Origin of the sequence: Leptotrichia sp. oral taxon 498 (assembly GCF_002240055.1) — a bacterium.
In the GTDB taxonomy this organism is placed as follows: Bacteria; Fusobacteriota; Fusobacteriia; order Fusobacteriales; family Leptotrichiaceae; genus Leptotrichia; species Leptotrichia rugosa.
Window position 1 is genome coordinate 702,547 of sequence record NZ_CP016753.1, and the last position, 26,078, is coordinate 728,624.

A 26,078-nucleotide genomic window follows, 5' to 3' on the forward strand; every position below is an offset into this window, starting at 1 on the left:
TCTTTTCTTTTCAATAATTTTTAGTATTTTATAAATATTATATACAAAATTTGAATAAAAGTCAAGTAAAATCCCTTTACCAACTTATTAACTTTTTAGTTTTCCATAGTTTTCCACAATCTATTATTATAATATATTATATATTATTATATATATATTATTATTATACAATGTGGAAATGTGGGAATACTGATGAATAAAGGATTTGCCAGAGAATAACATGTGGAAAACTTTTACCTAAATTGTGGAAAACTTTTTTCCACAAAGTTTCCCACATGTTTCCCACAATTTGATGTGGAAAACTAAAAAAATGTGGAAAAAATGTGGGAATCCAGTAAAATAGGCTATTCATTTTTATGTGGAAAACTTGTCAATTTTGAGCAAAAATAACAATAAACCAGGTAAATATAGTATCTAGTACCTGTGGAAAACTATGTGGAAAACTTTTTGCTAAATCTTGATTATTTATTTTATATATGTTATATTCATAATATAAAAATGTATCAAATTTGAAAAAAAGGGGAAAAAAATAAAAAAATTGTGGAAAACTCTCTAGTTTTTTTATTTATTTAGCAAAAAAATAAAAAATCTAAAAAATGTGGAAAACCAAATGTGGAAAACTCTAAAATTATTGTTTTATTAATGTGGAAAAGTAAAATTTTAATTTGGATAAAAATTAATAAAATCCTGAAAGAGAGTGACTTTTAAAGCTATTGATTCATTTGAAATAATTTAATTAAAAGGGAGATGAAATTGTGCAGGAAGCTGAAAAATTATGGGAAAAGTTAAAAAAATTAGTGAAAAAAAGTGTGGAAGAAGTAATTTTTGAAACATTTTTTCAAAATGTCAAGGCTGTGGAAATTGTGAAGAATACGCTTCTGTTATCCTGTAACTCAAAAATTATTAAAAAAAATGTGGAAAACTACAGAATTGAAATGGAAGAAATCTTAGAACTTGTAACTGATGAAAAAATGGAAATAAAAATAGAAATAAAGAAGCAAAAAAAGGAGATAAAACATCCTGAAATGAAGATTTTTACCACAAAGGATCTGGAAAAGCCTAAAATTAAAAACGAAAAAATGGCAAATACTGGTTTAAATCCAAAACATAGGCTAGACAACTTTGTAGTTGGTGAAAATAGTAGACTTGCATATAATGCTTGCCTTGCTGTAGTAAAAAATCCCAAACCTGTTTACAATCCTCTTTTTATCTTTGGAAGTTCTGGACTTGGAAAAACTCATTTAATGCAAGCTGTAGGAAATGAAATTCTTAAAAAAAGTCCTGAAAAAAGAGTGTATTATTCTACATCCGAAGAATTTGCAAATGAATTTTTTAAAGTTTTAAACAGTGGGAGAATCCAGAATTTTAGGGATATATTTAGAAATTTAGACGTACTTTTGTTAGATGATATTCAATTTTTTGAAAAAGTTTTTGGACGTGGTGAAGGGACTGTGGAAGAAGAGTTTTTCCACACTTTTAACAAATTACAGGAATTGGGAAAACAAATTATTATGATAAGCGACAAATCTCCTAAAGAAATAAAGAATTTATCTAAAAGACTGGAATCTAGATTTTTATCTGGACTTACGGTAGAAATCCAGCGTCCTGGCTTTGAAACTAGAATGATGATTTTAAAAAATATTGCAAAAAGTCAAGACATAGAAATTGGCGATGATATTTTGGAATATATTTCAGATGCAGTCGTTTCAAATGTTAGAGAACTTGAGGGAATTTTGACGAATTTGAACGCTAGAGCAAAGCTATTAAATGAACCTATTACAATAGATCAGGTTCAGGAAATGCTTTCTCACAACATAAAAAAGGAGCGCTCAAAGATGACAGCTCAAAAAGTGATAGAGATGATTTCATTGCATTATGGTGTAAGTGTTGACGATATGAAATCTAAAAAAAGGCAAAAAAAAATAGTAGAATCTCGACAAATTGCAATGTATATACTAAAGCATAATGTTGAGTTAGATTTAAGTTTAACCGCTATTGGCGGGCTTTTTGGAGGAAAGGACCACAGTACAGTAATAAGTAGCATAAGAAAAGTAGAAAAATCAAAAGAGGAAGATGACGTATTCAAAAAAGAAGTAGAGAATTTATATAAAAAGATATTTAAAATATAGAATTTTTTTTTTATTTAGTGTGTGGAAAGAAATTCTAAAAATGTGGAAAACTATGTGGAAAACTTTTGAAAAATTTAGATAGTTTTCCACAATGTGGAAAAAGTTTTCCACAGGGAAAAAATTATTTATAAAAAATTAAATAAAAATTATTATATATTAAAAAAAATAAAAAAATAATTTAAAATGTAAAAAATTTTTTGGGAAAAATGTGGAAAAAAGAGAAGTTTTCCACAATCTATATTTTTTATGAGAGTAAATAAATCCTTATTTTTAAACGGAAAGAAATAAAAATGTGGAAAACTATGTGGAAAACTGGATTTAAAAAATGTGGAAAACTGACAAGATTTATTTTGAATGTTGAAAACTTATAAAAATTTAAATTATATATAAAAAGTATTATAAATTTAATTAAAAATAAAAAGAAAGAAATGAGTTTTCCACAAAATCCAAAAATAGTAAAATTTTAAAATAAATTTTTAGAATGTTTGAAATCCTCTAAAAATAGGTATAAAATGGTATTGTGGAAACTATGTGGAAAACTATGTGGAAAAAGTTTTCCACAATAAAATTGAGTTTTCCACAATTCAATTTTAAACATTAATATTATTAATGATTAAAAAAATTGACTAGAAATTTTTAATAAAGTATAAATTTTTTGGAATTTATGATATAAATATAAATAGTTAAAAATAGAAAATCAATAAGGGAGAAAAAAAATGATAATACATACAGAATTTATAAAGTTAGATCAGTTGTTAAAGTGGGCAAATTTAGTTGAATCGGGGGCTATGGCAAAAATGGTAATTTTAAATGGTGATGTGAAGGTAAATGGGGAAATTGAAACTAGACGAGGGAAAAAAATATATCCAGGCGATGTTGTGGAATTTAATGGAGAAAAAATTGTTATGGAAAAAGAAGTTTAAAAAAATAAAAAAGGGAAAAATATAATGTATTTAAGTCAAATAAATTTTAATAATTTTCGTTGCTTGAAAGATGATAAATTGCTGTTTAATAGGAATTTTAACTTAATTTATGGGAAAAATGGGCAAGGAAAGACTTCTCTTATTGAAGCTGTTTATTTTCTCGCAACAGGAAAAAGTTTTAGGACAAAAAAAATTAAGGAAATGAGAAAGTATAATGTCCATAGAACAATTGTCTTTGGAAAATTTGAGACAAATGATGGAAATAAAATTATTGCAATTGATGTCAACGAAGAAAAGAAGGATTATTACATAAATAAAAGTAAAAGTAAATATATAGACTACATCGGAAACTTAAATGTAATTTCTTTTATTCCAGAAGATATTGAGCTAATTGTGGGAAATCCTAATATCAGAAGAGGTTTTTTTAATTATGAAATTTCACAGGCGAGAAAAGATTACTTGAAGTCGATTGTAAATTTTGAAAAAATACTAAAAGTCAGAAACAAACTTATAAAAGAAAATAAAACTTGTTGCGAAATTTATGAGATTTACAACAAAAAATTTATTGAAGAGGGTGTGAATATTATAGTTCACAGAAGAGAATTTATACAAAAGATATCGGTTTTGCTAAATTTTAATTACCAGAAACTGTTTGACAAAAAAGCTAAGTTAAAGTTAAGATATGACTGTTTTTTGGGAGATGTAGAAAAAAAAAGTAAGTCTGAATTAGTGGAAAAATTTGAAGAGCAGTGTTTAAAAAAAATGGAGAGGGAAAATTTTTTGGGATACAGTTTGCTGGGACCGCAAAAAGATGATTTCGTCTTTGAGTTAAATGGAAAAAATGCAAAATCTTATTCTTCTCAAGGAGAAAAAAAATCAATAATATTTTCACTAAAAATTTCTGAGATTGACATTTTGATGGCGGAAAAAAATGAATATCCGATTTTTATTATGGACGATATCTCTTCATATTTTGACGAAATTAGAAAAAATAGCATTTTGGATTATTTCAAAAATAAAAAAATTCAGTGTTTTATAACTTCGACGCAAGATTTGAAAATTTTTGGAAAAAAATTTATTGTTGACGGTGGAAAAACAGAAGTGGGGGAATAAAAATGGAAGATAAAGTCAATAAATTAGGTAATTTAGCTAAATATATATATGATAAGAAAAAAATTTCTTTTTTTAATAATGAAAAATATATTTTGGAGAAAATAAAAAAAAATTGGGAAATATTTGTTGGTGGTCCAATTTTTGAAAGGTCTGAGCCAAAAAGTCTGTTTCAAAAAATTTTGACGGTAAATTTGACAGATGCGACGGTTTATCACACATTTCTTCTGCATAAAAATGTGGTAAAGGACAGAATTAATAAATTTTTGGGTGAAGATGTCGTAGGAAATATTGAGATTCATAAAGTAAACTATAAAATAAAAAGAGAAATTTTAGATGAATTAATTGAAAATGAAGAAAATTTTGGAACTTTAAAAGTTGGAGAGATGTTAAGAGAACACGAAGTTACTAAAAGAAGATGGGGAAATAATAAAAAAAAAGTTTTTACTAAAAAATTTACAAAAAAAGGTAAAATTGATATAAATAAAGTTATTTTGCCAAAAGAAATAATCGACAAAATTCATAAAGCTATGACTGAAAATCCAAATCGCGATAAAAAACTTTCAGAAAGATTGGAAAGAATTTTGATAAAGATGGAAAAGCGGAGAATTTGTCTAAAAGAGCTTGGATATGTGGAGTGCAAAATGTGTAAAAGTCTATTTAAGCCAATGAAAGATGAAAAAATTTGTTTTGAGTGCGAAATGGCAAAGAAAAATAAAATTTTTGAGAGTATGATGAGACTTATTCAAGAAAAACCATTTACTGGGGAAAGACAGGCACTAAAAATTATAAAGACGGATAAAAAGACATATTACAAGGCACGGGAAGTTTTGGCACAGCAGATTTATAATGAACTTTTATACTTTTGTATTGAAAAAAATAAAGAAATTGGCAATAATGAAGAATATAGCTTTGAAATACGAAACGAAGCTAAAAAAGAAATGGAAGATATGATAAAAAATTATATTGATTGCAAAATTGGAAGTGACAATAAAGAAGTTTTTAAAATTGAGCGAAAAAGAATTTTGTCAAAATTAAAAAAAGATGTGGAATTCAGAATGAAATACAGATACAGATAAAAATAAAATTTTTGAAATTGAAGATAAACTAAAGATTTGAAAGAAAGGGAAAAGTCAAGTGAATGTGGAGCAACTGCTTTTGGAAGCGGATAAAATGATAGAAAAAAAGGAATATGATAACGCCATGCTTTATTTAAAAACAGTTTTAGAAATAGATGAAAGCAATTTTGTGGCATTGACTGGAATAGTTGAACTGTATTCTGAGTTTGAAATGTATGGGGAAGCAGTAAAATATGCAAAGAAGCGTTATAAAAAATATCCTAAAAACAAAGATACCATTTTTTCTCTTGGATACATATATCAGACATTGGGAAAGTTTAAAAAAGCGATTTCTGTTTACAAAAAATTTTTGGAAGAGGAGGACAACTATTTTGTTTACTTGAATTTAGGAATGTGCTATTCCTTTTTAAAATATTTTAAAAAGGCGATGGAATATGTGGAAAAAGCTATTGAATTGGAACCAAAAAGTGTTGAAGCATATGTCCAAAAAGGTGATATTTTTACAATGATGAAAAAATATGACAGTGCAATCTTGCAGTATAAAAATCTTGTAAATTTTAAAGGAATAAAATTGGCTAAACTATATGCTCGAATGGGAGATACAATGGTTTATTCAAATGATGTTAAAAAGGCTATAAAGTATTACAATATCGCTATAAGCTGTGAAGATGTGCAGGATTACATATTTGAAGATTTTTTTGAAATTTTGCTTCAAGTGAAGGAATATAAAGAAATTGAACTGTTATTTTTAAATTATGAAAATTCAGGTTTATCAAGAATAAAGATGTTAAATTTAAAGGGGCGATATTATCTTGCAAGAAAAAAATTTAGTGAAGCTGAAAAAATTTGTCGAAAGATGATAATGATTGAGCCAGAAGTTCCTAGACATTACTACAATTTGATATTTGTTTTGGAAAAGGAACACAAGTATGACGAAGCTTTTGAGTGCATAAAAAACAATAAAAATATTTTGACAAATGAAAATATTTTAAAGGAACTCAAAAAAAAGTTGAATGAAGGTAAAAGAAAATATAAAAAAATTTTAAAAAATAAAAAACAAGAGGTTACAGATGAATAACTATAAAATAAATAAAAATTATGAAAAGGAAATTTTGGTAAAAACATTAGAAAATTTTGATAAAATTGGTGAATATGTCGTGGAACCCAGTCGAAATGAGATAAAAAGAGTTGTTATAGATGAAAAAAATTTTTGTAAAACGCTAAACATAAAAAAATTTAAAAAACCAAATTTTATTTCAAATGTTATTTATAAATATATAAAAGGCTCAAAGGCTAAGCGCTCTTTTGAATATGCCAAAAAGCTTTTGGAAAAAAAAATAGGAACACCGGAGCCAATTGCTTATTTTGATAAATTTGGAAAAGATAAAAGGGATTATTATATAAGTGAAGATTTAAAATATGATTTCACTTGTCGGGAGATATTTTGGCCTGAAGATTATGAAAAAGTTAAAGAGGAGAATTGGTACAAAAAAATTGAAGAAAAACGAGAAAAAGTTATAAGACAGTTTGCAAAATTTTCGTATGGACTGCACGAAAAGGGGATTTATTTTGAGGATTATTCGCCAGGAAATGTGCTAATTGTAGAAAAAAGCAAAAATTATGAGTTTTATCTTGTGGATTTGAACAGAATGAAATTTGATGTTAAGATGAGTATTAAAAGTCGGATGAAAAATGTTTCAAGAATGATGGAAGATGAAAAACTGACTAAAATTTTTTGCAATGAATATGCAAAATATTGTAAACTATCTGAAAAAATTATCTACAAAAATTTGAATAAATTTATAAAAAAACATAAAAATTATGTGTTTATAATGGATTTAACTAGACCAGTTAGAAGAGCCTTTAAAAAGAAAAAATAATTTTAAGAAAAAAATTTTTTTAGAAAGGAAAAAAGATGAGTAAAAATTATGATGTAATAGTAGTTGGAGCGGGACATGCAGGAGTGGAAGCAGCTCTGGCTTCAGCAAGACAAGGCCTAAAAACAGCTTTATTTACTATTTATTTAGACAGTATTGCTATGATGTCGTGCAATCCGTCAATTGGAGGACCTGGAAAAAGTCATTTGGTGTCAGAATTAGGGATGCTTGGCGGAGAAATGGCAAGACATATTGACAAGTATAATTTACAGCTTAAAAACTTAAATCATACAAAGGGACTTGCCTCAAGAATAACGAGAGCTCAAGCCGATAAATATAAATATAGAATTAAAATGAGAGAAATTGTGGAAAATCAAGAAAATTTAGAGGTTGTTCAAGCAATTGTCGTGGATTTAAAAGTTTGTGAAAAAAAAGTCTGTGGTGTTGTGGACAATTTTGGAATTGAATATGGGGCGAAAGCGGTTGTGCTTTGCACAGGAACATTTTTAGGCGGAGAATACATTATGGGAGATGTTAAATATTCTTCGGGAAGAGTAGGGGAACCTGCGAGCGTTGATTTACCCAATAGATTGGAAGAATATGGATTTGAGCTGGACAGATACCAGACTGCAACGCCACCTAGAATTGCTAAAAAATCAATAGATTTTTCTAAAATGCAAAAACTGGGCGGAGAGACAAATCCAAGGTATTTTTCTTATGAAACTGAAAAGGAATACAGTGAAACACTTCCCACCTGGCTTACATTTACAACACCAGAAACGATAAAAGCTGGAAAACAAATGTTAAAATATTCGCCGATTGTAACTGGAATTGTGAGTACAAAAGGACCTAGACATTGTCCTTCGCTTGATAGAAAAATTATGAATTTTCCGCAAAAAACCGACCACCAGATATTTCTGGAGCAGGAATCTATAGAATCAGATGAGATTTATATAAACGGATTTACGACAGCTATGCCGCCATTTGCACAAGAAACTATGCTGCATACAATCACAGGCTTGGAGAATGCTCAAATCGTGCGATATGGGTATGCTGTGGAATATAACTTCATTCCAGCTCATCAGCTCAATTTGACGCTTGAAACGAAGGTTTTGGAAGGGCTTTATACTGCGGGAACAATTAATGGGACAAGTGGATATGAAGAAGCGGCGTGTCAAGGATTTATTGCGGGTGTGAATGCGGCTAGAAAAATTTTGGGAAAAAAAGAAATTGTGATTGACAGAAGTGAAGGATATATTGGAGTTTTGATTGACGATATAATTAATAAAAAAACGCCAGAACCATATCGGGTACTGCCATCAAGAGCTGAATATAGACTTACATTAAGACAGGACAATGTCTTTATAAGACTTCTTGAAAAATCAAAAGAAATCGGAATTTTGGACAAAAATACGACAAAAAAATTGGAAGATGCCGTAAAAGAAATTTACGATGAAATAAAAAGATTAAAAGAAATTACAATTTATCCGACGAAAGAGAATAATGAGAAATTAAAAAGTATTGAAGGTGGCAAAGAAAATGGTATGAATAGTCCTGTGTCGGCGTTTGACTTTTTGGCAAGAAAAGAAATTAATTATGATAACTTAAGTGAGTTTTGTAAAACTATAAATTTGTCAAAATTGGCGAAAGAACAAGTAGAAATAAATGCGAAATATAAAATTTTTATAGAGCGGGAAAAAGCTCAGATTGAAAAATTTAAAAAGTTGGAAGAGATGGAAATTCCAAAAAATTTTGATTATGAAAATGTAAAAGGACTGAGTAATATAGCAATTTCTGGATTAATCTACGGAAATCCTAAAAATATTGGACAAGCTAGTAGAATCAGTGGGGTAACCTACAATGACATTTCAATTTTAATTGCGATGTTAAAAAGTTTACAATAAAATTTTTTTGTAATGCTAGAAACTTTTTTGAAAAACAAAATTATTAAGTTAAATAAATTTATAGATAAAAAAACAAAACTAAAAATAGAAAAAATATAATTTTTCAAAATTTTTAGTTTTGCGTAGTCACAATTTGTTTTAATTTATTATTTTTTACATTAAAGTATACCTTAATTTTTCAAAATAGTCAATGAAAAGTGAGCAAATTAATTATATAAATTTGTAAAATTTTTTGAATAGTAGTATAATAATTATATATTAAATTTTTTTATCATGAAAGGATGGAATTTTATGAAAAATGAAAGATATGAATTAAACAAAAATCTGGCACAAATGTTAAAAGGTGGAGTTATAATGGATGTTTCCACTCCTGAACAGGCAAAAATAGCTGAAGCGGCTGGAGCGGCGGCGGTTATGGCACTTGAAAGAATTCCAGCTGATATCAGAGCTGTGGGTGGAGTTTCAAGAATGAGTGACCCTAAAATGATTAAAGGTATTCAGGAAGTCGTTTCAATTCCAGTAATGGCAAAAGTTAGAATTGGACATTTTGTGGAAGCGCAGATTTTAGAAGCGATAGAAATTGACTACATAGATGAAAGTGAAGTATTGTCACCTGCCGATGATAAATTTCATGTAGATAAGAAAAAATTTAAAGTTCCTTTTGTATGTGGAGCAAAAGATTTGGGAGAAGCTCTTAGAAGAATAGCTGAAGGAGCTTCAATGATAAGAACTAAAGGTGAGCCAGGAACTGGGGATGTTGTACAGGCAGTAAGACATATGAGAATGATGAATCAGGAAATAAGAAGAATACAGAATATGAGAGAAGATGAACTTTATTTTACAGCTAAGGAATTGCAAGTTCCTTTTGATTTAGTAAAATATGTTCACGAAAATGGTAAATTGCCAGTAGTGAATTTTGCAGCAGGTGGTGTTGCTACTCCTGCAGATGCGGCTTTGATGATGCAGCTTGGAGCTGAAGGTGTATTCGTTGGATCGGGAATATTCAAATCTGGAGATCCTGTAAAAAGAGCACAGGCGATAGTTAAAGCTGTTACTAACTATAATGATCCAAAAGTATTAGCCGAAATTTCTGAAGATTTAGGAGAAGCTATGGTTGGAATCAATGAAAATGAAATTAAGTTACTTATGGCTGAAAGAGGTAAATAATGAAAATCGGTGTATTGGCTTTACAAGGAGCTTTTGCAGAACATAGAAAAATGCTGAAAAAACTTGGGATAGAATCATTTGAAATAAGAAAAAAATCTGATTTAAGCAATGCTGTTAATAATAATGATATTGACGGATTAATTATCCCAGGTGGAGAAAGTACAGTTATTGGAAAGCTGCTTTATGACCTTGATTTATTTGATGACATAAAAAAACTTATTTTGGAAGGATTGCCTGTATTCGGTACTTGCGCAGGATTAATTCTTTTGGCAAGGGAAATTGAAAATGACAGTCGGACTTATTTGGGAGCGATGGATATAAAAGTTAGAAGAAATGCCTATGGAAGACAGCTTGGAAGTTTTTTTACTGAAAGTGAATTTAAAGGGATTGGAGTTATTCCAATGACATTTATTCGAGCACCATATATTTCAAGTGTGGGAAAAAATGTGGAAGTTCTTTCGGAAGTTGATGGGAATGTTGTCGCAGCAAGGGAGAATAATATTCTTGTGACTTCGTATCATCCTGAGTTAAATGATAATCTTAAAGTACATAAGTTTTTTGTTGAAATGTGTAAATTAAATAAATAAAAATAACAAAAATATATTTAAGAAAAAATTTTTTATCATTCTTTGGATTGGTGAAGTTAAATATTTAGAAGCAAATAAAAAATATTTATTAGTGTATTGTCAAGTCAAGTACAATAAAAAAGTAAAAATAATAAAAAAATATCTTTTAAGAGCAGAATTTTTTCTGTTCTTAATTTTTTTCTGCTATAGTATTATCAAAATGGTATTTTTCTGCATCTAATTTTTCTATCAACTAAAGTAATAATACAGGTTTCATTTTTTCCATTTTTTTTACTGCACCAATTTCATAATATCCCTTTTTAGCAGGAGGGAAAACTTTATATTTTGTAAATGACACAGATTTACTCTGTTTTTTTATGCATTTTAGTGTTGCACTTGATTATACAGTACAACCCTAAAAAAATATCAAAAAAACACTTGACATAAAAGTAAATATATAGTATAATTATTTTTGTAAATTTGTTTAGCCTTGGTGGCGAAATCGGTAGACGCACAGGACTTAAAATCCTGTGGAATATTATTCCGTGCCGGTTCAAGTCCGGCTCGAGGCACCATAGTGTTTAGCTTGTCGCGGGATAGAGCAGTCAGGTAGCTCGTCGGGCTCATAACCCGAAGGTCGTTGGTTCAAATCCAGCTCCCGCCACCAAATTATGCCTAGATAGCTCAGTTGGCTAGAGCATACGGTTCATACCCGTAGGGTCGGAAGTTCGAATCTTCTTCTAGGCACCATTTTAAAAAATAATTTTAAGTTAGGAAGTTAATTAGCTTTCTTTTTTTTTATTTAAAAAACTTGACTTAATTCGATATTTGATGTATAAAATTTAAATAAATAATAACAAAAGGAAAATAATTATGAAAATTTTAATAATGAGATTTAGCTCATTTGGTGATGTTTTACTGACGACACCTGTGATCAGAGCGATTAAAAAAAAATATCCAGATGCCACAATTGATTTTGCCGTCTATGACACTTTCTCTCAAGCGATTTCGCTTAATCCAAATATCCGAAAACTTGTGGTTTTTGAAAAGAAAAAAAGTAAGGATAAAGAATATATAAAAAGTATAATTTCTCAATTAAAAAAAGAAAAATATGATTTTGTGATTGATTTACATTCTAAAATTTTGTCGAGAATAATCGGAATAAAATTGAAAAATTCTAAAACTAAATATTTTCGCTACAAAAAAAGAAAATGGTGGAAAACTCTTTTGGTTAAAGCAAAAATTATTGATTATAACGCCGATTGCACGATTGTGGAAAGTTATTTTTCTGCACTAAAAAAATTGGGAATTGAATTTTCTTGGAAAAATAAAAAAAATGGACTTGGGGATGCGCTGGAGTTTTATGTGGAAAATTCTGTAGAAAAAAATTTGATTGAAAAATATGATTTAAAAAATGAAGATTATTTTGTCCTTGCACCTGGAGCTTCTAAATTTACGAAAAAATGGCCATTTTACAATGAATTGGCGAAAGATTTGTTAAAATATTTTTCCAAAAAAAATATAAAAATTTTTGTGATTGGTGGAAAAGAAGATAAAAAAATTGTGCAAGACGATGAAAATGGGAGAATTATTAATTTATGTGGAAAAATTTCTTTTAAAGAAAGCGGAATTATTTTGAAATATGCAAAAATTGCTGTTGTAAATGACTCTGGACCATTTCACATAGCTCGTGCTGTCAAAACTCCAACTTTTGTATTTTTTGGACCAACAGATCCAAATTTATTTTCTTTTGAGAAAAATACTTTTTTAATAAAGAATCCAAATTGTAAATCTCACTCGCTTTATGGAGATGATAAATTTCCTAAAAAATACGAAGACTGCATGTCAGGAATTTCTGTAAAAGAAGTGCTACAAAAAATAATTTTTGAATATGAAAAAATTACTGAAAATAAAAATAATTTGAAATAAGGAGAAAAAAATGAAAATACTCGCAATCGAATCTTCCTGCGATGAAACTTCAGTCGCTGTAATTGAAGATGGAAAAAAAGTGTTGAGTAACATCATTTCAACACAAATTGACATTCATAAAGAATTTGGTGGAGTTGTGCCTGAAATCGCCTCTCGTCACCACATCGAAAATATTTTGCCAGTTTTTACACAAGCGTTAAAAAAAGCAGATATAACTCTTAAAGATATTGATTACATCGCTGTTACAAATACGCCAGGACTAATTGGATCACTTTTAGTCGGACTTATGTTTGCAAAATCCGTAAGTTTTGCCAACAATATTCCGCTTATTCCAATAAATCACATAAACGGACACATTTTTTCAAGTTTTATTGAAAGTGATGTAAAACTTCCAGCAATTTCACTTGTCGTCTCAGGTGGGCACACAAATTTGTATTATATTTACGAAAAAGATGAGAAAATTGTGACAGAGCTTTTGGGAGAAACTTTGGACGACGCAGTTGGAGAAACTTATGACAAAATTGCTAGAATTTTGGGACTTCCATATCCTGGTGGTCCGCAAATTGACAGACTTTCAGTTGATGGAAAAGATATTTTAAAAATCAAAAAACCTAAAGTTGACGGATATAATTTTAGTTTTAGCGGAGTTAAAACTTTTATTACAAATTATGTGAATCACGAAAGAATGAAAAAAAATGAGATTTCAAAAGAAGATATTTCAAAGTCGTTGCAAGAAGCTATTGTAAACATTTTGTATGACAAAGTGGAAAAAGCGGTAAAAGAAAAAAATGTAAAAACTTTGCTTGTAGCTGGAGGAGTTTCAGCGAACAAAGGTCTTCGGAAAAAGTTTGAAAATTTTTCAGATATTGAAGTTCATTTTCCCAAAATGGAATATTGTACGGATAATGCGGCAATGATTGGAGTTGCGGCTTATTACGAACTTAAAAATAAAAAAATTGATGACAAAAAAAATAATTACGATGTTGATGCGATTTCTACAAAAGAAGAAAAATAAAAAAATACAATAAAAAAAATAAAAAGGAGAAATTTTATCATGAAATTAATCGTAGGATTAGGAAATCCAGGCGAACAATATAAACTAACTAGACATAACATAGGATTTATATTTATTGACAAATATTTAAAAGAAAAAAAAATTACAAATTTTACTGAAAAATATAAATCACTTTTTGTAAACACAAATTACAACGGCGACAAAGTTTTTTATCAAAAACCCTTGACTTTTATGAATTTAAGTGGAGAAGCGGTTGGAGAAGCGGTAAGATTTTTTAAGATTGATCCAAAAACTGAACTTTTTGTAATTTACGACGATATGGATATGCAGTTTGGAAAATTGAAAATTAAGCAAAATGGAAGTGCTGGAGGACATAATGGGATAAAATCCATTATTTCACATGTTGGAAATGAATTTGTGCGAATAAAATTTGGAATTGGAAAACCCAAGACGAAAGAAGAAATATTGGGATATGTGCTTGGAAAATTTACACCTGAAGAAAAGGAAGTTTTAAGAGATTCGAGAGAAAAGATTTTTAATTTAATTGATGATATAAAAGACGATATGCCAACTCAAAAATTAATGAATAAATATAATTCAAAAAAATAATTTTTTATTTTTTTAAAATTGTATATAAAAATGTTGACTTATAAAGTTATTGTGCTATAATAATTTTGTAAAAAATTAAAAATCTGCAACAACTGTATTTGACCAAAATTTCTAGAAACTTAATGAACAGAATTTAAAAATATATTAGTTGCATGAAAGGATGTAAAAATGAAAAAAATATTGATTATTTTGTCACTGCTTATGACATTTGTGCTAGGTTGTGCCAAAACTGTTAAAACTTTTGAAATCAATGTAGAACCAGGAACTAAAGTTCCAAATTTTGAGCTAAAAGATTTTAGTGCAGCAAAAACACCAGTTAGAAAAATTTTTAATAACGGAAAGCCAACTTTATTTATAGTAGCTGCCGAATGGTGTCCAGATTGTCATATGGAACTACCTGATGTACAAAAGTTTTATGAGGAAAATAAAGACAATGTAAATGTGGTAGTTGTATTTACAAACAAAAAATCTTCATTATTAAATGCAAAAAAATATGTGGAAACACAGAAGTTTACTTTCCCTGTGTACTACGACTTTGATGGTTCAATTTCAAAAGGATTTAAAATAACTGAAGTTCCGACTAACGTTAAAATAAATAAATCTGTAATAGAAGATTTCCAAAAAGGAACTATGCAAATTGATGGATTAAACAAAATGTTTGAAAAATAAAAAAATTTTTTATAAAAATGAAAAATACAGGATTTTTATTATTTTAAATAAATTTCCTGTATTTTTAATTTAATAATTTATAAAATTATTTTTGTAAAGAAAGAAAATATTTTACCAATTCTTCTTCAATTTTATCATTAAATTTTCCAATTCTGTAATTGTATTTTAAATCTTCAAAATTATCTGGATTTTTTTCCATTTCTTCTCTCACAACTTTTGGAAACTCATTCCAGAATAATTCATAATTTTCTCCCTTTTTGGCAAATAAAGACGGTATTTTTATTTTTTCTCCTTCTTTTAGATTTGGAAAAAACTCAGCTCCAGTTTTTCTATTTCGATAATCTATTTTAATTTTATCGTTCAAATCGCTAAATTTTTTCAAAAATGTAACCGCAGCTCTGCAATCTGGACAGTAAACTTGCGCAATTGCAATAATTTCTATTTTTTTTTCAATATTTTTTATTGCTTTTACCGTTTTTTCCGAAAGCTGAACTTTTTTTATAATTCTTAACTGTTTTTTATCTTCCTGCTCTTCTGTAACTTCATATTTTAAATAATCTTCAAATGTAGCCATAAAATCTTTATCCTTTCAATCTTTTAAACTATTCAATGATATAATTGAATACTATCATATTTAATTTTATAAGTCAAGATTTTTTTTATATAAACATGGCAAAATAATTATTTGGTGAACTACTCCCACTTATAGAAAGCCTACGATTTCTTGCTATCTTTTTATTAAAAAAATGAAAAAATTAACTTAAATTTCACTCTTTCGTTGTAAAATACTTATTTTTTTGGTATAATTTTATTTATAAAGTAAAAATTTTTTAAATAAGGAGAGAAAAATGGATTATGGACAGTTAGTTAAACTGATTAACGACATTAATAGCTTTATTGCTAGTAATATTCTGATGTGGGGGTTGCTTGGGGCTGGAACTTATTTGAGCTTCCTTCTTGGATTTCCACAAATTACAAAAATAGGCTATGCTTTTAAAATGGTATTTGGAGGGCTGTTTAGAAAAACTGAAAATTCTAATGAAGGTTCTATGTCTTCGTTTCAAGCATTGGCGACGGCTGTTGCGGCACAAGTTGGAACTGGAAATGTGGCGGGAGTTGCTACTGCCATTACTGCCGGGGGACCTGGTGCAGTTTTTTGGATGTGGGTTTCGGCATTTTTAGGAATGGGAACAATTTTTACAGAAGCGGTTTTGGCGCAAAAATATAGAAAAAGAATTCACGGAGAACTTGTTGGAGGACCTGCATATTACATTTCAAGAGGACTTAAGAAAACAGGAAAATTCGCCAAATTTTTAGCTAGTTTCTTTTCTGTGACAATTATTTTGGCACTTGGATTTATGGGAAATGCAGTTCAATCAAATTCAATAGCTGCGGGAATAAAAGGAATATCTGGACTTGAAAATATAAATCCTGGTATAATAGGAATTATAGTTGCGATTTTAGCCGCTTTAATTTTTATCGGTGGAATGAATAAAATTGCGAAATTTGCTGAGTTAGTAGTACCTATTATGGCTGCGGTGTATATTTTGGCAAGTATTTTGGTACTGCTGATATTTCATAAAGAAGTTATACCTACATTTACTTGGATTGTAAAAAGCGCATTTAGTCCTAATGCAGTTGTGGGAGGAATTGCTGGAGCCAGTGTGAAAGTGGCTGTTCAAAAAGGAATTGCCAGAGGTCTATTTTCAAATGAAGCAGGAATGGGTTCAACTCCTCACGCTCACGCTGTGGCACATGTAAAACATCCTGCAGAGCAAGGGCTTTCAGCTATGGTTGGAGTATTTATTGATACAATTTTGGTGTGTAGTGCAACTGCGCTATCTATTTTAGTTACAAAGGCTTACATTTTAAAAGATGCAAATGGAGATTTTCTTGTGGGAGCACAACTGACGCAAGGTGCTTTCAAAAGTTCTTTTGGAGAATTTGGAGCAATACTTTTAGCCGTTTGTCTGGCATTTTTTGCATTTACAACGATAATCGGGTGGTATTATTTTGGAGAATCAAATATCAAATTTTTATTTGGGAAAAAGATGCTTTTGCCATATAGAATTGTTGTGATTCTTTGTATAATAGCAGGTTCTCTGCAAGAAGTAAAAATTGTATGGTCACTAGCTGATATATTTAACAGTTTAATGGTGCTTCCGAACTTAATTGCGATTGTCTGGATGTCATTTGAAGTAAAAGCGCTTTTCAAAGATTATAAAGAAAAGTTTGCAAAAGGGAATGTAACTTATGATTATAGTGAAGAAGATAAATAATTTTTATTAAACACAGAAAATTAAAAAAAAATAAAAAAATAGAACTATCTGAAAAATAGTAAAAAGATAGTTCTTATTTATTTTAAATTAAATGTAAAATTAAGTTTTTTATCAAATGAAAAAAATCACTTGACAATTTTTAGTAAAAGTAGTAGTATTATTATATCAAAATGAAGTATATACTTATAAATTATTGGGAGGAATCATAAATGGCAGTTAAAGATTTGGACAGTTTGAAGGAATTGATTGCTCGTGTACGACGAGCGCAAGAAGAATTTTCAACATTTGACCAAGAAACAGTTGATAAAATTTTTAGAAAAGTAGCTCAAAAAATTAATGATGAAAGAATTACACTTGCAAAAATGGCAGTGGAAGAAACAGGAATGGGAATAATAGAAGATAAAGTTATCAAAAATCACTTTGCTTCGGAATATATTTATAATAAATACAAAGATGAAAAAACTTGTGGAGTTTTGGAAGAGGATAGATCTTATGGAGTTAAAAAAATAGCTACTCCAATAGGAGTTATAGCAGGAGTTATACCGACTACAAATCCAACTTCAACAGCAGCTTTTAAAATATTATTAACATTAAAAACGAGAAACGGTATTATTTTATCACCACATCCAAGAGCAAAAAAATGTACGATTTATGCAGCAAAACTTGCATTGGAAGAAGCTATTAAGTACGGAGCTCCAAAAGATATAATCGGATGGGTGGATGAACCAAGTGTGGAATTATCTAAAGAACTTATGGAAAATGCTGATTTAATCCTTGCAACAGGTGGACCTGGAATGGTTAAAGCGGCTTATTCATCTGGAAAACCAGCAATCGGAGTTGGAGCTGGAAACACGCCAGTTATAATTGACGAGACAGCTGATATAAAAATGACAGTGAATTATATTTTAATGTCTAAAACATTTGATAACGGAGTAATTTGCGCAACTGAACAATCTGTCATTGTGGACAATAAAATTTATGATAGAGTTAGACAGGAATTCTTAGACAGAGGTGCCTATATATTAAACGAGGAAGAAAAACAAAAGGTTAGAGAAATTTTGTTTGTAAATGGCAGATTAAATGCGGAAGTAGTTGGAAAAGGTGCTTATATAATCGCACAAATGGCAGGACTTGAAATTCCTCACGCTGCAAAAGTATTAATTGGAGAAGTTGAATCGACAGGAATGGAAGAACCATTTGCACACGAAAAATTATCGCCAGTACTTGCAATGTATAGAAGTGAGAATTTTAAAGATGCACTTGATAAAGCGGAAACATTGGTTGAATTAGGAGGACTTGGACACACTTCGGCTCTTTATGTAAATTTGGCGGAAAGAGAAAAAATTGATGAATTTGGAAGAAAAATGAAAACAGGAAGAACACTAATTAATATGCCGGCTTCACTTGGAGCAATTGGAGATGTGTTTAACTTTAAATTGGAACCATCATTGACACTTGGATGCGGTTCTTGGGGTGGAAACTCAGTTTCTGAAAATATCGGAGTAAAACATCTTATCAATGTTAAAACAATAGCGGAAAGAAGGGAAAATATGTTGTGGTTCAAAGTGCCTCAGAAAGTATATTTTAAATATGGTTCACTTCCAACAGCTTTGGAAGAATTAAAAGGAGAACATAAAAAAGCCTTTATCGTAACAGATAGCGTGCTAGCAGAATTGGGATACACAGATCACATTACAAAAGTCTTGGAAGAAATCGGAATTGACTTTAGAATTTTCTCTGATGTAAAAGCAGATCCATTACTTAGCTCAACTCAAGAGGGAGCAAAAGCTATGCTTGAATTTAAGCCAGATGTAATTATTGCGCTTGGTGGAGGTTCAGCGATGGATGCCGCTAAGATTATGTGGGTTCTATATGAATATCCAGAAACTAAATTTAAAGATTTGGCAATGAGATTTATGGACATAAGAAAAAGAATTTTGCCATTCCCTAAAATGGGACTAAAAGCTAAATTTATTGCAGTTGCAACATCAGCTGGAACTGGTTCAGAAGTTACACCATTTTCAATTATTACAGATGATGAAACTGGAGTAAAATATTCACTTGCAGACTATGAATTAACTCCAAATGTGGCGATAAATGATCCAGAATTAATGCTTTCAATGCCTAAAGGACTTACTGTGGCTTCAGGAATTGATGTATTTACTCACGCACTTGAGTCTTATGTTTCAGTTATGGCGACAGAATATACAAAACCTTATTCATTGGAAGCGGCTAGATTGGTATTCAAATATCTTCCAGAGTCAGTTGATGGTGGAGCAAAAGCTATAAAAGCTAAAGAAAAAATGGCAAATGCTTCTTGTCTTGCAGGTATGGCTTTCGCAAATGCATTTTTGGGAATTAACCACTCGCTTGCACATAAATTAGGTGGAAAATTCCATATTCCTCATGGAATTGCAAATGCACTTATATTAGAAACTGTAATAAGATATAATGCTGCTGACGCACCTACAAAAATGGGAGTTTTCCCTCAGTACAGATATCCAAACGCAATGCAAAGATATGCAGAAATGTCTGACCATTTAGGATTTGGAAAAGATGTACATACAAAAGAAGAAAAAATGGAAAAATTAATTGACGGAATTGTGGAAATTAAAAAACGAATTGGTATACCTATGACAATTAAAGATTGGGGAGTGCCTGAAAAAGACTTTTTAGAAGCGGTTGATGAAATGGCATTGAATGCATTTGATGATCAATGTACAGCAGCTAACCCTAGATACCCACTAATTTCTGAATTGAAGGAAATTTTACTAGAAGCTTATTATGGAACAAAAGATTATAAAAAAGAAGAAGAATAGTTAGTTTTCTAAATTAAAACTTTCTAAACTAAAACTATTTTAACAAAAAGATGGCAAGAAGTCTCCAACTTCTATAAGTGGGAGATGAATTGCATTTTTGATTAACATTTGTAGCAAAATGTATTACACTAAATATATCAGGGTAGGAACTACCCGAAGAGCTTGGTAAATATATTTGGCTAACAAAAGCAGATACTTCCCAAGAAGCTCCCGCTTTTAGAAGCGGGAGTAGTTCACTAAAACTGCACTTAAAATCTTAAATACAAGATAAGAGAGTGTAGTTTTTTTATATTAAAATAAAAAATATTTGTATACAAAAATAAATAACTTGCAAATATGTATTTTTCTAGATATAATAAGATATATAAAAATTTTGGATAAGGAAGGGAGAAAATCTAAGTATGAAAAATATTTTGAAATTTTTGATTAAACGGATTTTGATGGGGCTTGGAACACTTTGGCTTGTCGTTACGATTACATTTTTTTTGATACATATGTTGCCCGGCGATCCATTTCAAGATGAAAAAGCGATACCACCTGCAATTAAAGCAAATTTGATGGCAAAATATCATTTGGATAAACCTTTAGGCGTTCAGTATGTGGAATATTTAAAAAGTGTTTCAACTGGAGATTTGGGAATGTCTATGAAGGCGTCTGGAAGAACGGTAAACAGCATGATAGAGGATGGATTTCCAAAATCAGCTGATTTAGGAGCAAGGGCTTTAATTTTTGCACTTATAGTGGGAATTCCTTTAGGGATTATAGCTGGACTTAATAGAGGAAAGTATCAGGACAAAATTGCGATGTTGATTGCGATAGTTGGGATTTCTGTGCCAAGTTTCGTACTGGCTGGACTTTTACAAAAATATTCAGTCGATGTTCACAACAGAATTTTAATTGGTAAATTGCACTTGCCACTTTTAAAAATTTCACTGCTTGGTTGGAGAAAACCTGAGAATAAAATACTTCCTGTAATTTCACTGGGGCTTTATACGATAGCGCTTGTGGCTAGACTTTTGCGGGATAAAATGATAGAAGTGATGGGGCAGGATTACATAAAACTTGCGATTGCAAAAGGTGTGAAACCACGAGATGTGGTTTTTAAACATGCTTTGAGAAATGCAATTTTGCCGATTATTACGATAATGGGACCGACAATTGCGGCGGTTCTTACAGGTTCGTTTGTAATTGAGCAGATGTTTTCGATTCCGGGACTTGGAAAATATTTTGTTGGTAGTATTAACGACAGAGATTATACTTTAATTTTGGGAGTTACGGTGTTTTATGCAATCTTTTTGATTTCGATTATGATAGTTATGGACATTATCTATGTTTTGGTTGACCCTAAAATTAAACTTGGGAAAGGAGAAAATGAGTAAATGACACAAGATATAAAAAATAATGATTATTTGCCAAAACCAGAAGACTTTGAAATAGTGGGACCAAATTTGGCACAAAGTGAAGTTATTTACAAGCCAAGTTTAACTTTTTGGCAAGACGGGCTGAGAAGGTTTAAAAAGAATAAATTGGCACTTACATTTTTAGTGATAACTACGGTATTTCTATTTTTGGCAATATTTGGACAGATGATGACAAAATACACTTATAACAGCAATGACTTGTCTTCTAAGTTTTTGACTCCAATGGAAGGAATGAAAAAAGGTCACTTTTTGGGAACTGATAATTTGGGAAGAGATTTATTTGCAAGACTTTCACAGGGAATTAGAATTTCTATGGAACTTGCGATTGTAACCGCTGCTATATGTGTTGTATTTGGGACAATTTATGGAGCAATTTCGGCATATTTTGGAGGAATTGTAGATACAATTATGACAAGATTTGTGGAAATTTTGATGATTATTCCTTCTATGATTTATATAATTTTACTTATGGTAATTATGGGAAATGGAATAAAGACAATAATTATTGCGATGTCGCTTACAAGATGGTTAAATTATTCACTGTTAGTTCGTGGAGAGGTTTTGAAAATAAAAGAAAATGAATTTGTATTGGCTTCAAAATCGCTTGGAGGAAATTTTTGGTGGATAACGCTAAAACATTTGGTGCCAAATACACTTAGCATAATAATAATAAGACTTACGACGGATATACCAAATATTATTTTTACGGAAGCATTTTTGAGCTTTATTGGACTTGGAGTACCCATTCCACAGGCTTCGCTTGGAAATTTAGTCTATGACGGGTCGTCTAATATAACTTCTTATCCGTATTTATTTATTATTCCGTCAGTTGTAATTTCACTTATTACATTGTCATTCAATATTATAGGAGATGCGCTAAATGATGCACTAAATCCTAAATTGAGAAGTTAAAATTTAATTTTTTCTAAAAATTGGGAAAGGAAAAAATGGAAAAAATGGGAAAAAAATTATTGGAAGTAAAAGATTTAAGTGTTTCTTTTAATACTTACGCAGGAGAAGTTCAGGCGCTTCGTGGAATAAGTTTTTTCGTTGAAAGAGGAGAAACTTTGGCAATTGTCGGAGAGTCTGGAAGCGGGAAGTCGGTTACAGTTCAGACAATTATGAAACTTATTCAAATGCCGCCGGGAGAGATAAAATCGGGAGAAATTTTGTTTGACGGAGAAGATTTGGTCACTATAAGTGATGAGAAAATGGCAAAACTTCGTGGTGGAAAAATTGGGATGATATTTCAAGATCCAATGACTTCACTAAATCCAACAATGAAAATTGGAAAGCAGATTATGGAAGGAATTTTAATTCATAAAAAAGTAAATAAAATTGAAGCTAAAAAGAGAGCTATTGAAATGCTTAAAAAAGTTGGAATTCCAAAGCCAGAAGAGCGATTTAATCAATATCCACATGAATTTTCCGGAGGAATGCGGCAAAGGGTTGTAATTGCAATCGCTCTTGCGTGTGAGCCAGACTTACTTATCTGTGATGAGCCAACAACGGCGTTAGATGTTACAATTCAAGCACAGATACTGGATTTGATAAATGAAATAAAAAAGGAATTAAATATAGCGGTCATTCTTATAACTCACGATTTGGGAGTTGTAGCGCAGACGGCGGATAGAGTTATTGTTATGTACGCAGGAGAAAAATTGGAAGAAGCGCCAGTCAGAGAATTATTTAGAAATCCAAAGCATCCTTACACTTGGGGACTGTTAAAATCACTTCCAAGACTGGATATGAACTCAAATGAAAGGCTTACTTCAATTCCTGGTACACCGCCAGATTTGTTAAATCCACCAAAAGGAGATCCGTTTGCGGCTCGTTCTGAATATGCGATGAAAATTGACTACGAGAGAAAGCCGCCTATGATTGATTTAGGAGGCGGACATTTTGTAAAATCGTGGCTGTATGTCAAAGGAGCTCCTAAAATTGAATTTTTAAAAGATGAAAAAAATGATGACTAGGAAGTGAATTATGGAAAAAATAATAGAGATGAAAAATTTAAAAAAATATTTTCCAATGAAAAAAAAGACTGTACTAAAAGCGGTTGACAATGTGACGATGGATATTTACAAAGGAGAAATCCTAAGTCTTGTCGGGGAATCTGGAAGTGGGAAAACAACGCTTGGAAGAACAATTAGCAGACTTTACAAAAAGACAAATGGAGAGATTTTGTATAATGGAAAACCTGTGGAGGATTACAGCTTAAAGGATTTCACAAAAGAGATTCAGATGATATTTCAAGATCCACAGGCATCGCTAAATCCCCGAATGACGGTAGGAGATATAGTCGCTGAAGGAATTGACATTCATAAACTTGCAAGTTCAAAGCAGGAGAGAATGGAAAAAGTTTATAGTTTATTGGAATTAGTTGGATTAAACAGGGAACATGCCAGTCGTTTTCCACATGAATTTTCTGGAGGACAACGGCAAAGAATTGGGATTGCTAGGGCACTTGCTGTAAATCCAAGTGTTTTGGTGTGTGATGAGCCAATTTCGGCACTAGATGTGTCAATTCAAGCGCAAGTTGTAAATTTATTAAAGGATTTGCAAAAGGAGAGAAACTTGACTATGCTGTTTATTGCGCATGATTTGTCGATGGTAAAATATATTTCAGACAGAGTGGCAGTTATGTATCGGGGAAAAGTTGTGGAACTTGGAACACCTCACGCAGTTTACGGAGATCCTGTTCACAGTTATACAAAATCGTTGATTTCTGCCGTACCAATTGCAGATCCAGATTATAAAAAGACTGAAACAATTGACATGGACGAATCATATTTGCGAAGTCCAATTGGAAATGTGACTGAAATTAATGAAGTTCCAAGTGAACCGGAGTTTACAGAATATAGACCGGGACATTTTGTGGAAACGGCATTTTTGAGAGAAAAAAATTTGATTTAAATGTCATTTTAAATAAAAAAACAAAATAAAAATAAATAAATAAAAAGAAGGATGGTAAAAAAATGAAAAAAATTTTGTTACTTTTAAGTTTAGTTGCGTTTTTTATCGTTTCTTGCGGAAGTGGAAGCGGAGATAATGAGCTAATTTTAAATTTAAAAGAAGAAGGAAAATCTTATGACCCAGAATTAGCAAATGATTCAACAGGAGAATTTGTAGACTCTCTTGTGACAGAAACACTTACAAGACAGGCAAAAGATGGAAAATCATTGCCAGGGGTGGCAAAAACTTGGGAACACAATCAAGATTCAACAGTTTGGACATTCCATTTGAGAAACAACGCAAAATGGTCAAATGGAGATCCGATTACAGCGCAAAACTTTAAAGATGGTTGGGTAAGAGCACTAGATCCAAAAACTGCTTCAAAATATGCGGATAAATTATTTTACATAAAAAATGCAAAAGAATTTAATTCAGGAAAAATCAAAAATCCTGATGAATTAGGAATAAAAGTTGTGGATAACTACACTTTAGTAGTAACTTTAAATGATCCATTGCCATATTTTGACTCAATTGTGCGAATTCAAACTTATGCGCCGCTTAACAAAGCGTTTTACGACAGAGTTAAGGATAAATACATGACTAGTAAAGAAACTTCAATTTCATCAGGTGTTTATAAAATAAAAGAATGGACAAGAGATTCACAAATTGTCTTTGAAAAAAATGAAAATTACTGGAATAAAGACAGCATAAAACTTGAAGGTGTAAAAGTTGTGTTTATAAACGATCCGAATGGAAGCTTGAACGCATTTAAAAATGATGAGATAGATTCGACAAATATTTCTATTGAACAAGCTAAAGAATTTAAAGATGACAAGAGAAAAATACTTACAGATGATGGTTCTGTCTGGTATATGACTTACAATATGAAAAATAAAGTTCTTGCCAACAAAAAAATAAGACAGGCGTTGTCTCTTGCTGTGGACAGAGAAAAATTGGTGTCTGATGTGCTTAGTGGAACTGGAAAACCTGCTTATACATATACTGCAAAAGGCGTTGGAATAATGGGAGTGCAAAAAGATTTTTCTGAAGAAGCTGGAAAAGTTTTTCCTGCATTTGATGCTGCAAAAGCGAAAAGTTTATTAGCTGAAGGATTAAAAGAGCTAAATTTACAAAAGTTGCCGACACTTGAAATGATTTTTAACGACAGTGGAAATAATAAAATAATTTCAGAATATATTCAAGATCAGCTTCATAAAAATTTAGGTGTCGATATAAAAATACAAGCGATGACTTTTAGCGAAAGACTTTCTAGAATGGAACAGAGAAATTATGAAATTGCACTTGCCGGCTACAATGGCGATTTTAACGATGCAATCACTTATTTGGACAGATTTGTGACAAAAGATGGAAATAATTACTCAGATTACTCAAATCCAGAATATGACAGATTGGTTAAATTTGTAAAATCTTCTGGAGATCAAAAAGCGAGAGTGGCTTCAATGATTCAAATGGAAAAAATTCTTGCTGATGATATGCCAGTTGGAATACTTTATTACAGACAGAATACAAAATTAGTTAATCCAAGAGTTCACGACATAGTATTTAGTCCAATTGGAAAAGATTATGTACTGGACTATACTTATATTAAATAAATTTTAAAAATAAT

Annotated in this window: 21 protein-coding genes and 3 tRNA genes; 23 read left to right on the top strand and 1 reads right to left on the bottom strand. The window is 30.5% G+C overall.

The features are described 5' to 3' along the window. Nucleotides 1-755: 755 nt before the first annotated feature. The 16 genes from dnaA (at nucleotide 756) to BCB68_RS03395 (ending at nucleotide 14,977) form a co-directional block, all read left to right on the top strand. Entirely contained in the window at nucleotides 756-2,129 is a 1,374-nt protein-coding gene (gene dnaA / locus BCB68_RS03320; protein ID WP_094079526.1) for a chromosomal replication initiator protein DnaA, read from the top strand. A 716-nt stretch (nucleotides 2,130-2,845) separates the two neighbouring features. After that, a complete protein-coding gene (yaaA, locus tag BCB68_RS03325; protein WP_094079527.1) occupies nucleotides 2,846-3,052 on the top strand; it encodes a S4 domain-containing protein YaaA in 207 nt (68 codons plus the stop codon). Nucleotides 3,053-3,076: 24 nt separating this feature from the next. Further along, nucleotides 3,077-4,165 carry a DNA replication/repair protein RecF gene (gene recF, locus BCB68_RS03330; RefSeq protein ID WP_094079528.1) on the top strand — a complete coding sequence of 363 codons (1,089 nt, stop codon included), beginning with the start codon at nucleotides 3,077-3,079 and terminating at the stop codon, nucleotides 4,163-4,165. A 2-nt stretch (nucleotides 4,166-4,167) separates the two neighbouring features. Further along, a complete protein-coding gene (locus BCB68_RS03335) occupies nucleotides 4,168-5,241 on the top strand; it encodes a DciA family protein (RefSeq protein WP_094079529.1) in 1,074 nt (357 codons plus the stop codon). 58 nt (nucleotides 5,242-5,299) lie between these two features. Continuing rightward, complete coding sequence (locus BCB68_RS03340) at nucleotides 5,300-6,319, top strand: tetratricopeptide repeat protein (RefSeq protein ID WP_094079530.1); 1,020 nt, start codon at nucleotides 5,300-5,302, stop codon at nucleotides 6,317-6,319. Further along, nucleotides 6,312-7,121 (top strand): lipopolysaccharide kinase InaA family protein, encoded by an 810-nt coding sequence (locus BCB68_RS03345; RefSeq protein ID WP_157697345.1) that lies wholly within the window; start codon nucleotides 6,312-6,314, stop codon nucleotides 7,119-7,121. The genes BCB68_RS03340 and BCB68_RS03345 overlap by 8 nt, the downstream gene beginning before the upstream one ends. Before the next feature lie 35 nt (nucleotides 7,122-7,156). Next, nucleotides 7,157-9,022, top strand: a complete 1,866-nt coding sequence (mnmG, locus tag BCB68_RS03350; RefSeq protein WP_094079531.1) for a tRNA uridine-5-carboxymethylaminomethyl(34) synthesis enzyme MnmG — start codon at nucleotides 7,157-7,159, stop codon at nucleotides 9,020-9,022. A gap of 291 nt (nucleotides 9,023-9,313) precedes the next feature. Beyond that, nucleotides 9,314-10,189: a pyridoxal 5'-phosphate synthase lyase subunit PdxS gene (gene pdxS, locus BCB68_RS03355; RefSeq protein ID WP_094079532.1), complete on the top strand. Its 876-nt coding sequence runs from the start codon at nucleotides 9,314-9,316 to the stop codon at nucleotides 10,187-10,189. Beyond that, on the top strand, nucleotides 10,189-10,776 hold the full coding sequence (gene pdxT, locus BCB68_RS03360; protein WP_094079533.1) for a pyridoxal 5'-phosphate synthase glutaminase subunit PdxT: 588 nt from the start codon (nucleotides 10,189-10,191) through the stop codon (nucleotides 10,774-10,776). The genes pdxS and pdxT overlap by 1 nt, the downstream gene beginning before the upstream one ends. A 466-nt stretch (nucleotides 10,777-11,242) precedes the next feature. Beyond that, nucleotides 11,243-11,330, top strand: a tRNA-Leu gene (locus BCB68_RS03365). Between the two features lie 15 nt (nucleotides 11,331-11,345). Continuing rightward, nucleotides 11,346-11,422, top strand: a tRNA-Met gene (locus tag BCB68_RS03370). A 6-nt stretch (nucleotides 11,423-11,428) separates the two neighbouring features. Next, nucleotides 11,429-11,505 (top strand) — tRNA-Met (locus BCB68_RS03375). Nucleotides 11,506-11,628: 123 nt separating this feature from the next. Then, nucleotides 11,629-12,684, top strand: coding sequence for a glycosyltransferase family 9 protein (locus BCB68_RS03380; protein WP_094079534.1), 1,056 nt, complete (start codon nucleotides 11,629-11,631; stop codon nucleotides 12,682-12,684). A 10-nt stretch (nucleotides 12,685-12,694) separates the two neighbouring features. Further along, entirely contained in the window at nucleotides 12,695-13,699 is a 1,005-nt protein-coding gene (gene tsaD, locus BCB68_RS03385) for a tRNA (adenosine(37)-N6)-threonylcarbamoyltransferase complex transferase subunit TsaD (RefSeq protein WP_094079535.1), read from the top strand. A 39-nt stretch (nucleotides 13,700-13,738) separates the two neighbouring features. Next, nucleotides 13,739-14,308: an aminoacyl-tRNA hydrolase gene (gene pth / locus BCB68_RS03390; RefSeq protein WP_094079536.1), complete on the top strand. Its 570-nt coding sequence runs from the start codon at nucleotides 13,739-13,741 to the stop codon at nucleotides 14,306-14,308. 168 nt (nucleotides 14,309-14,476) lie between these two features. After that, complete coding sequence (locus tag BCB68_RS03395; RefSeq protein ID WP_094079537.1) at nucleotides 14,477-14,977, top strand: TlpA family protein disulfide reductase; 501 nt, start codon at nucleotides 14,477-14,479, stop codon at nucleotides 14,975-14,977. An 85-nt stretch (nucleotides 14,978-15,062) separates the two neighbouring features. On the opposite strand, the gene BCB68_RS03400 is transcribed toward BCB68_RS03395, so the two are convergent. Next, a complete protein-coding gene (locus BCB68_RS03400; RefSeq protein WP_094079538.1) occupies nucleotides 15,063-15,551 on the bottom strand; it encodes a thioredoxin family protein in 489 nt (162 codons plus the stop codon). Nucleotides 15,552-15,825: 274 nt separating this feature from the next. On the opposite strand from BCB68_RS03400, the gene BCB68_RS03405 reads away from it, so the two are divergent. The 7 genes from BCB68_RS03405 to BCB68_RS03435 all read left to right on the top strand — a co-directional run bounded on the left by BCB68_RS03405 (nucleotide 15,826) and on the right by BCB68_RS03435 (nucleotide 26,064). Continuing rightward, nucleotides 15,826-17,256 (top strand): alanine/glycine:cation symporter family protein, encoded by a 1,431-nt coding sequence (locus BCB68_RS03405; protein WP_094079539.1) that lies wholly within the window; start codon nucleotides 15,826-15,828, stop codon nucleotides 17,254-17,256. Between the two features lie 209 nt (nucleotides 17,257-17,465). Continuing rightward, nucleotides 17,466-20,075 carry a bifunctional acetaldehyde-CoA/alcohol dehydrogenase gene (adhE, locus tag BCB68_RS03410; RefSeq protein WP_094079540.1) on the top strand — a complete coding sequence of 870 codons (2,610 nt, stop codon included), beginning with the start codon at nucleotides 17,466-17,468 and terminating at the stop codon, nucleotides 20,073-20,075. A gap of 401 nt (nucleotides 20,076-20,476) precedes the next feature. Beyond that, entirely contained in the window at nucleotides 20,477-21,454 is a 978-nt protein-coding gene (locus BCB68_RS03415) for an ABC transporter permease (protein ID WP_094079541.1), read from the top strand. After that, nucleotides 21,455-22,408 (top strand): ABC transporter permease, encoded by a 954-nt coding sequence (locus BCB68_RS03420; RefSeq protein ID WP_094079542.1) that lies wholly within the window; start codon nucleotides 21,455-21,457, stop codon nucleotides 22,406-22,408. Between the two features lie 44 nt (nucleotides 22,409-22,452). Beyond that, entirely contained in the window at nucleotides 22,453-23,472 is a 1,020-nt protein-coding gene (locus tag BCB68_RS03425; RefSeq protein WP_094080758.1) for an ABC transporter ATP-binding protein, read from the top strand. A gap of 10 nt (nucleotides 23,473-23,482) precedes the next feature. Then, nucleotides 23,483-24,412 carry an ABC transporter ATP-binding protein gene (locus tag BCB68_RS03430; RefSeq protein WP_094079543.1) on the top strand — a complete coding sequence of 310 codons (930 nt, stop codon included), beginning with the start codon at nucleotides 23,483-23,485 and terminating at the stop codon, nucleotides 24,410-24,412. 62 nt (nucleotides 24,413-24,474) lie between these two features. Further along, nucleotides 24,475-26,064, top strand: coding sequence for a peptide ABC transporter substrate-binding protein (locus tag BCB68_RS03435; RefSeq protein WP_094079544.1), 1,590 nt, complete (start codon nucleotides 24,475-24,477; stop codon nucleotides 26,062-26,064). Nucleotides 26,065-26,078: the final 14 nt, after the last annotated feature.

Coding starts and splice junctions, on each gene's coding strand:
- tsaD (WP_094079535.1), top strand. CDS start 12,695: ATGAAAATACTCGCAATCGAATCTTCCTGCGATGAAACTTCAGTCGCT.
- mnmG (WP_094079531.1), top strand. CDS start 7,157: ATGAGTAAAAATTATGATGTAATAGTAGTTGGAGCGGGACATGCAGGA.
- BCB68_RS03435 (WP_094079544.1), top strand. CDS start 24,475: ATGAAAAAAATTTTGTTACTTTTAAGTTTAGTTGCGTTTTTTATCGTT.
- BCB68_RS03395 (WP_094079537.1), top strand. CDS start 14,477: ATGAAAAAAATATTGATTATTTTGTCACTGCTTATGACATTTGTGCTA.
- pdxT (WP_094079533.1), top strand. CDS start 10,189: ATGAAAATCGGTGTATTGGCTTTACAAGGAGCTTTTGCAGAACATAGA.
- BCB68_RS03380 (WP_094079534.1), top strand. CDS start 11,629: ATGAAAATTTTAATAATGAGATTTAGCTCATTTGGTGATGTTTTACTG.
- BCB68_RS03405 (WP_094079539.1), top strand. CDS start 15,826: ATGGATTATGGACAGTTAGTTAAACTGATTAACGACATTAATAGCTTT.
- pth (WP_094079536.1), top strand. CDS start 13,739: ATGAAATTAATCGTAGGATTAGGAAATCCAGGCGAACAATATAAACTA.
- yaaA (WP_094079527.1), top strand. CDS start 2,846: ATGATAATACATACAGAATTTATAAAGTTAGATCAGTTGTTAAAGTGG.
- BCB68_RS03345 (WP_157697345.1), top strand. CDS start 6,312: ATGAATAACTATAAAATAAATAAAAATTATGAAAAGGAAATTTTGGTA.
- BCB68_RS03425 (WP_094080758.1), top strand. CDS start 22,453: ATGGGAAAAAAATTATTGGAAGTAAAAGATTTAAGTGTTTCTTTTAAT.
- BCB68_RS03420 (WP_094079542.1), top strand. CDS start 21,455: ATGACACAAGATATAAAAAATAATGATTATTTGCCAAAACCAGAAGAC.
- recF (WP_094079528.1), top strand. CDS start 3,077: ATGTATTTAAGTCAAATAAATTTTAATAATTTTCGTTGCTTGAAAGAT.
- BCB68_RS03415 (WP_094079541.1), top strand. CDS start 20,477: ATGAAAAATATTTTGAAATTTTTGATTAAACGGATTTTGATGGGGCTT.
- pdxS (WP_094079532.1), top strand. CDS start 9,314: ATGAAAAATGAAAGATATGAATTAAACAAAAATCTGGCACAAATGTTA.
- BCB68_RS03400 (WP_094079538.1), bottom strand. CDS start 15,551: ATGGCTACATTTGAAGATTATTTAAAATATGAAGTTACAGAAGAGCAG.
- BCB68_RS03430 (WP_094079543.1), top strand. CDS start 23,483: ATGGAAAAAATAATAGAGATGAAAAATTTAAAAAAATATTTTCCAATG.
- BCB68_RS03335 (WP_094079529.1), top strand. CDS start 4,168: ATGGAAGATAAAGTCAATAAATTAGGTAATTTAGCTAAATATATATAT.
- adhE (WP_094079540.1), top strand. CDS start 17,466: ATGGCAGTTAAAGATTTGGACAGTTTGAAGGAATTGATTGCTCGTGTA.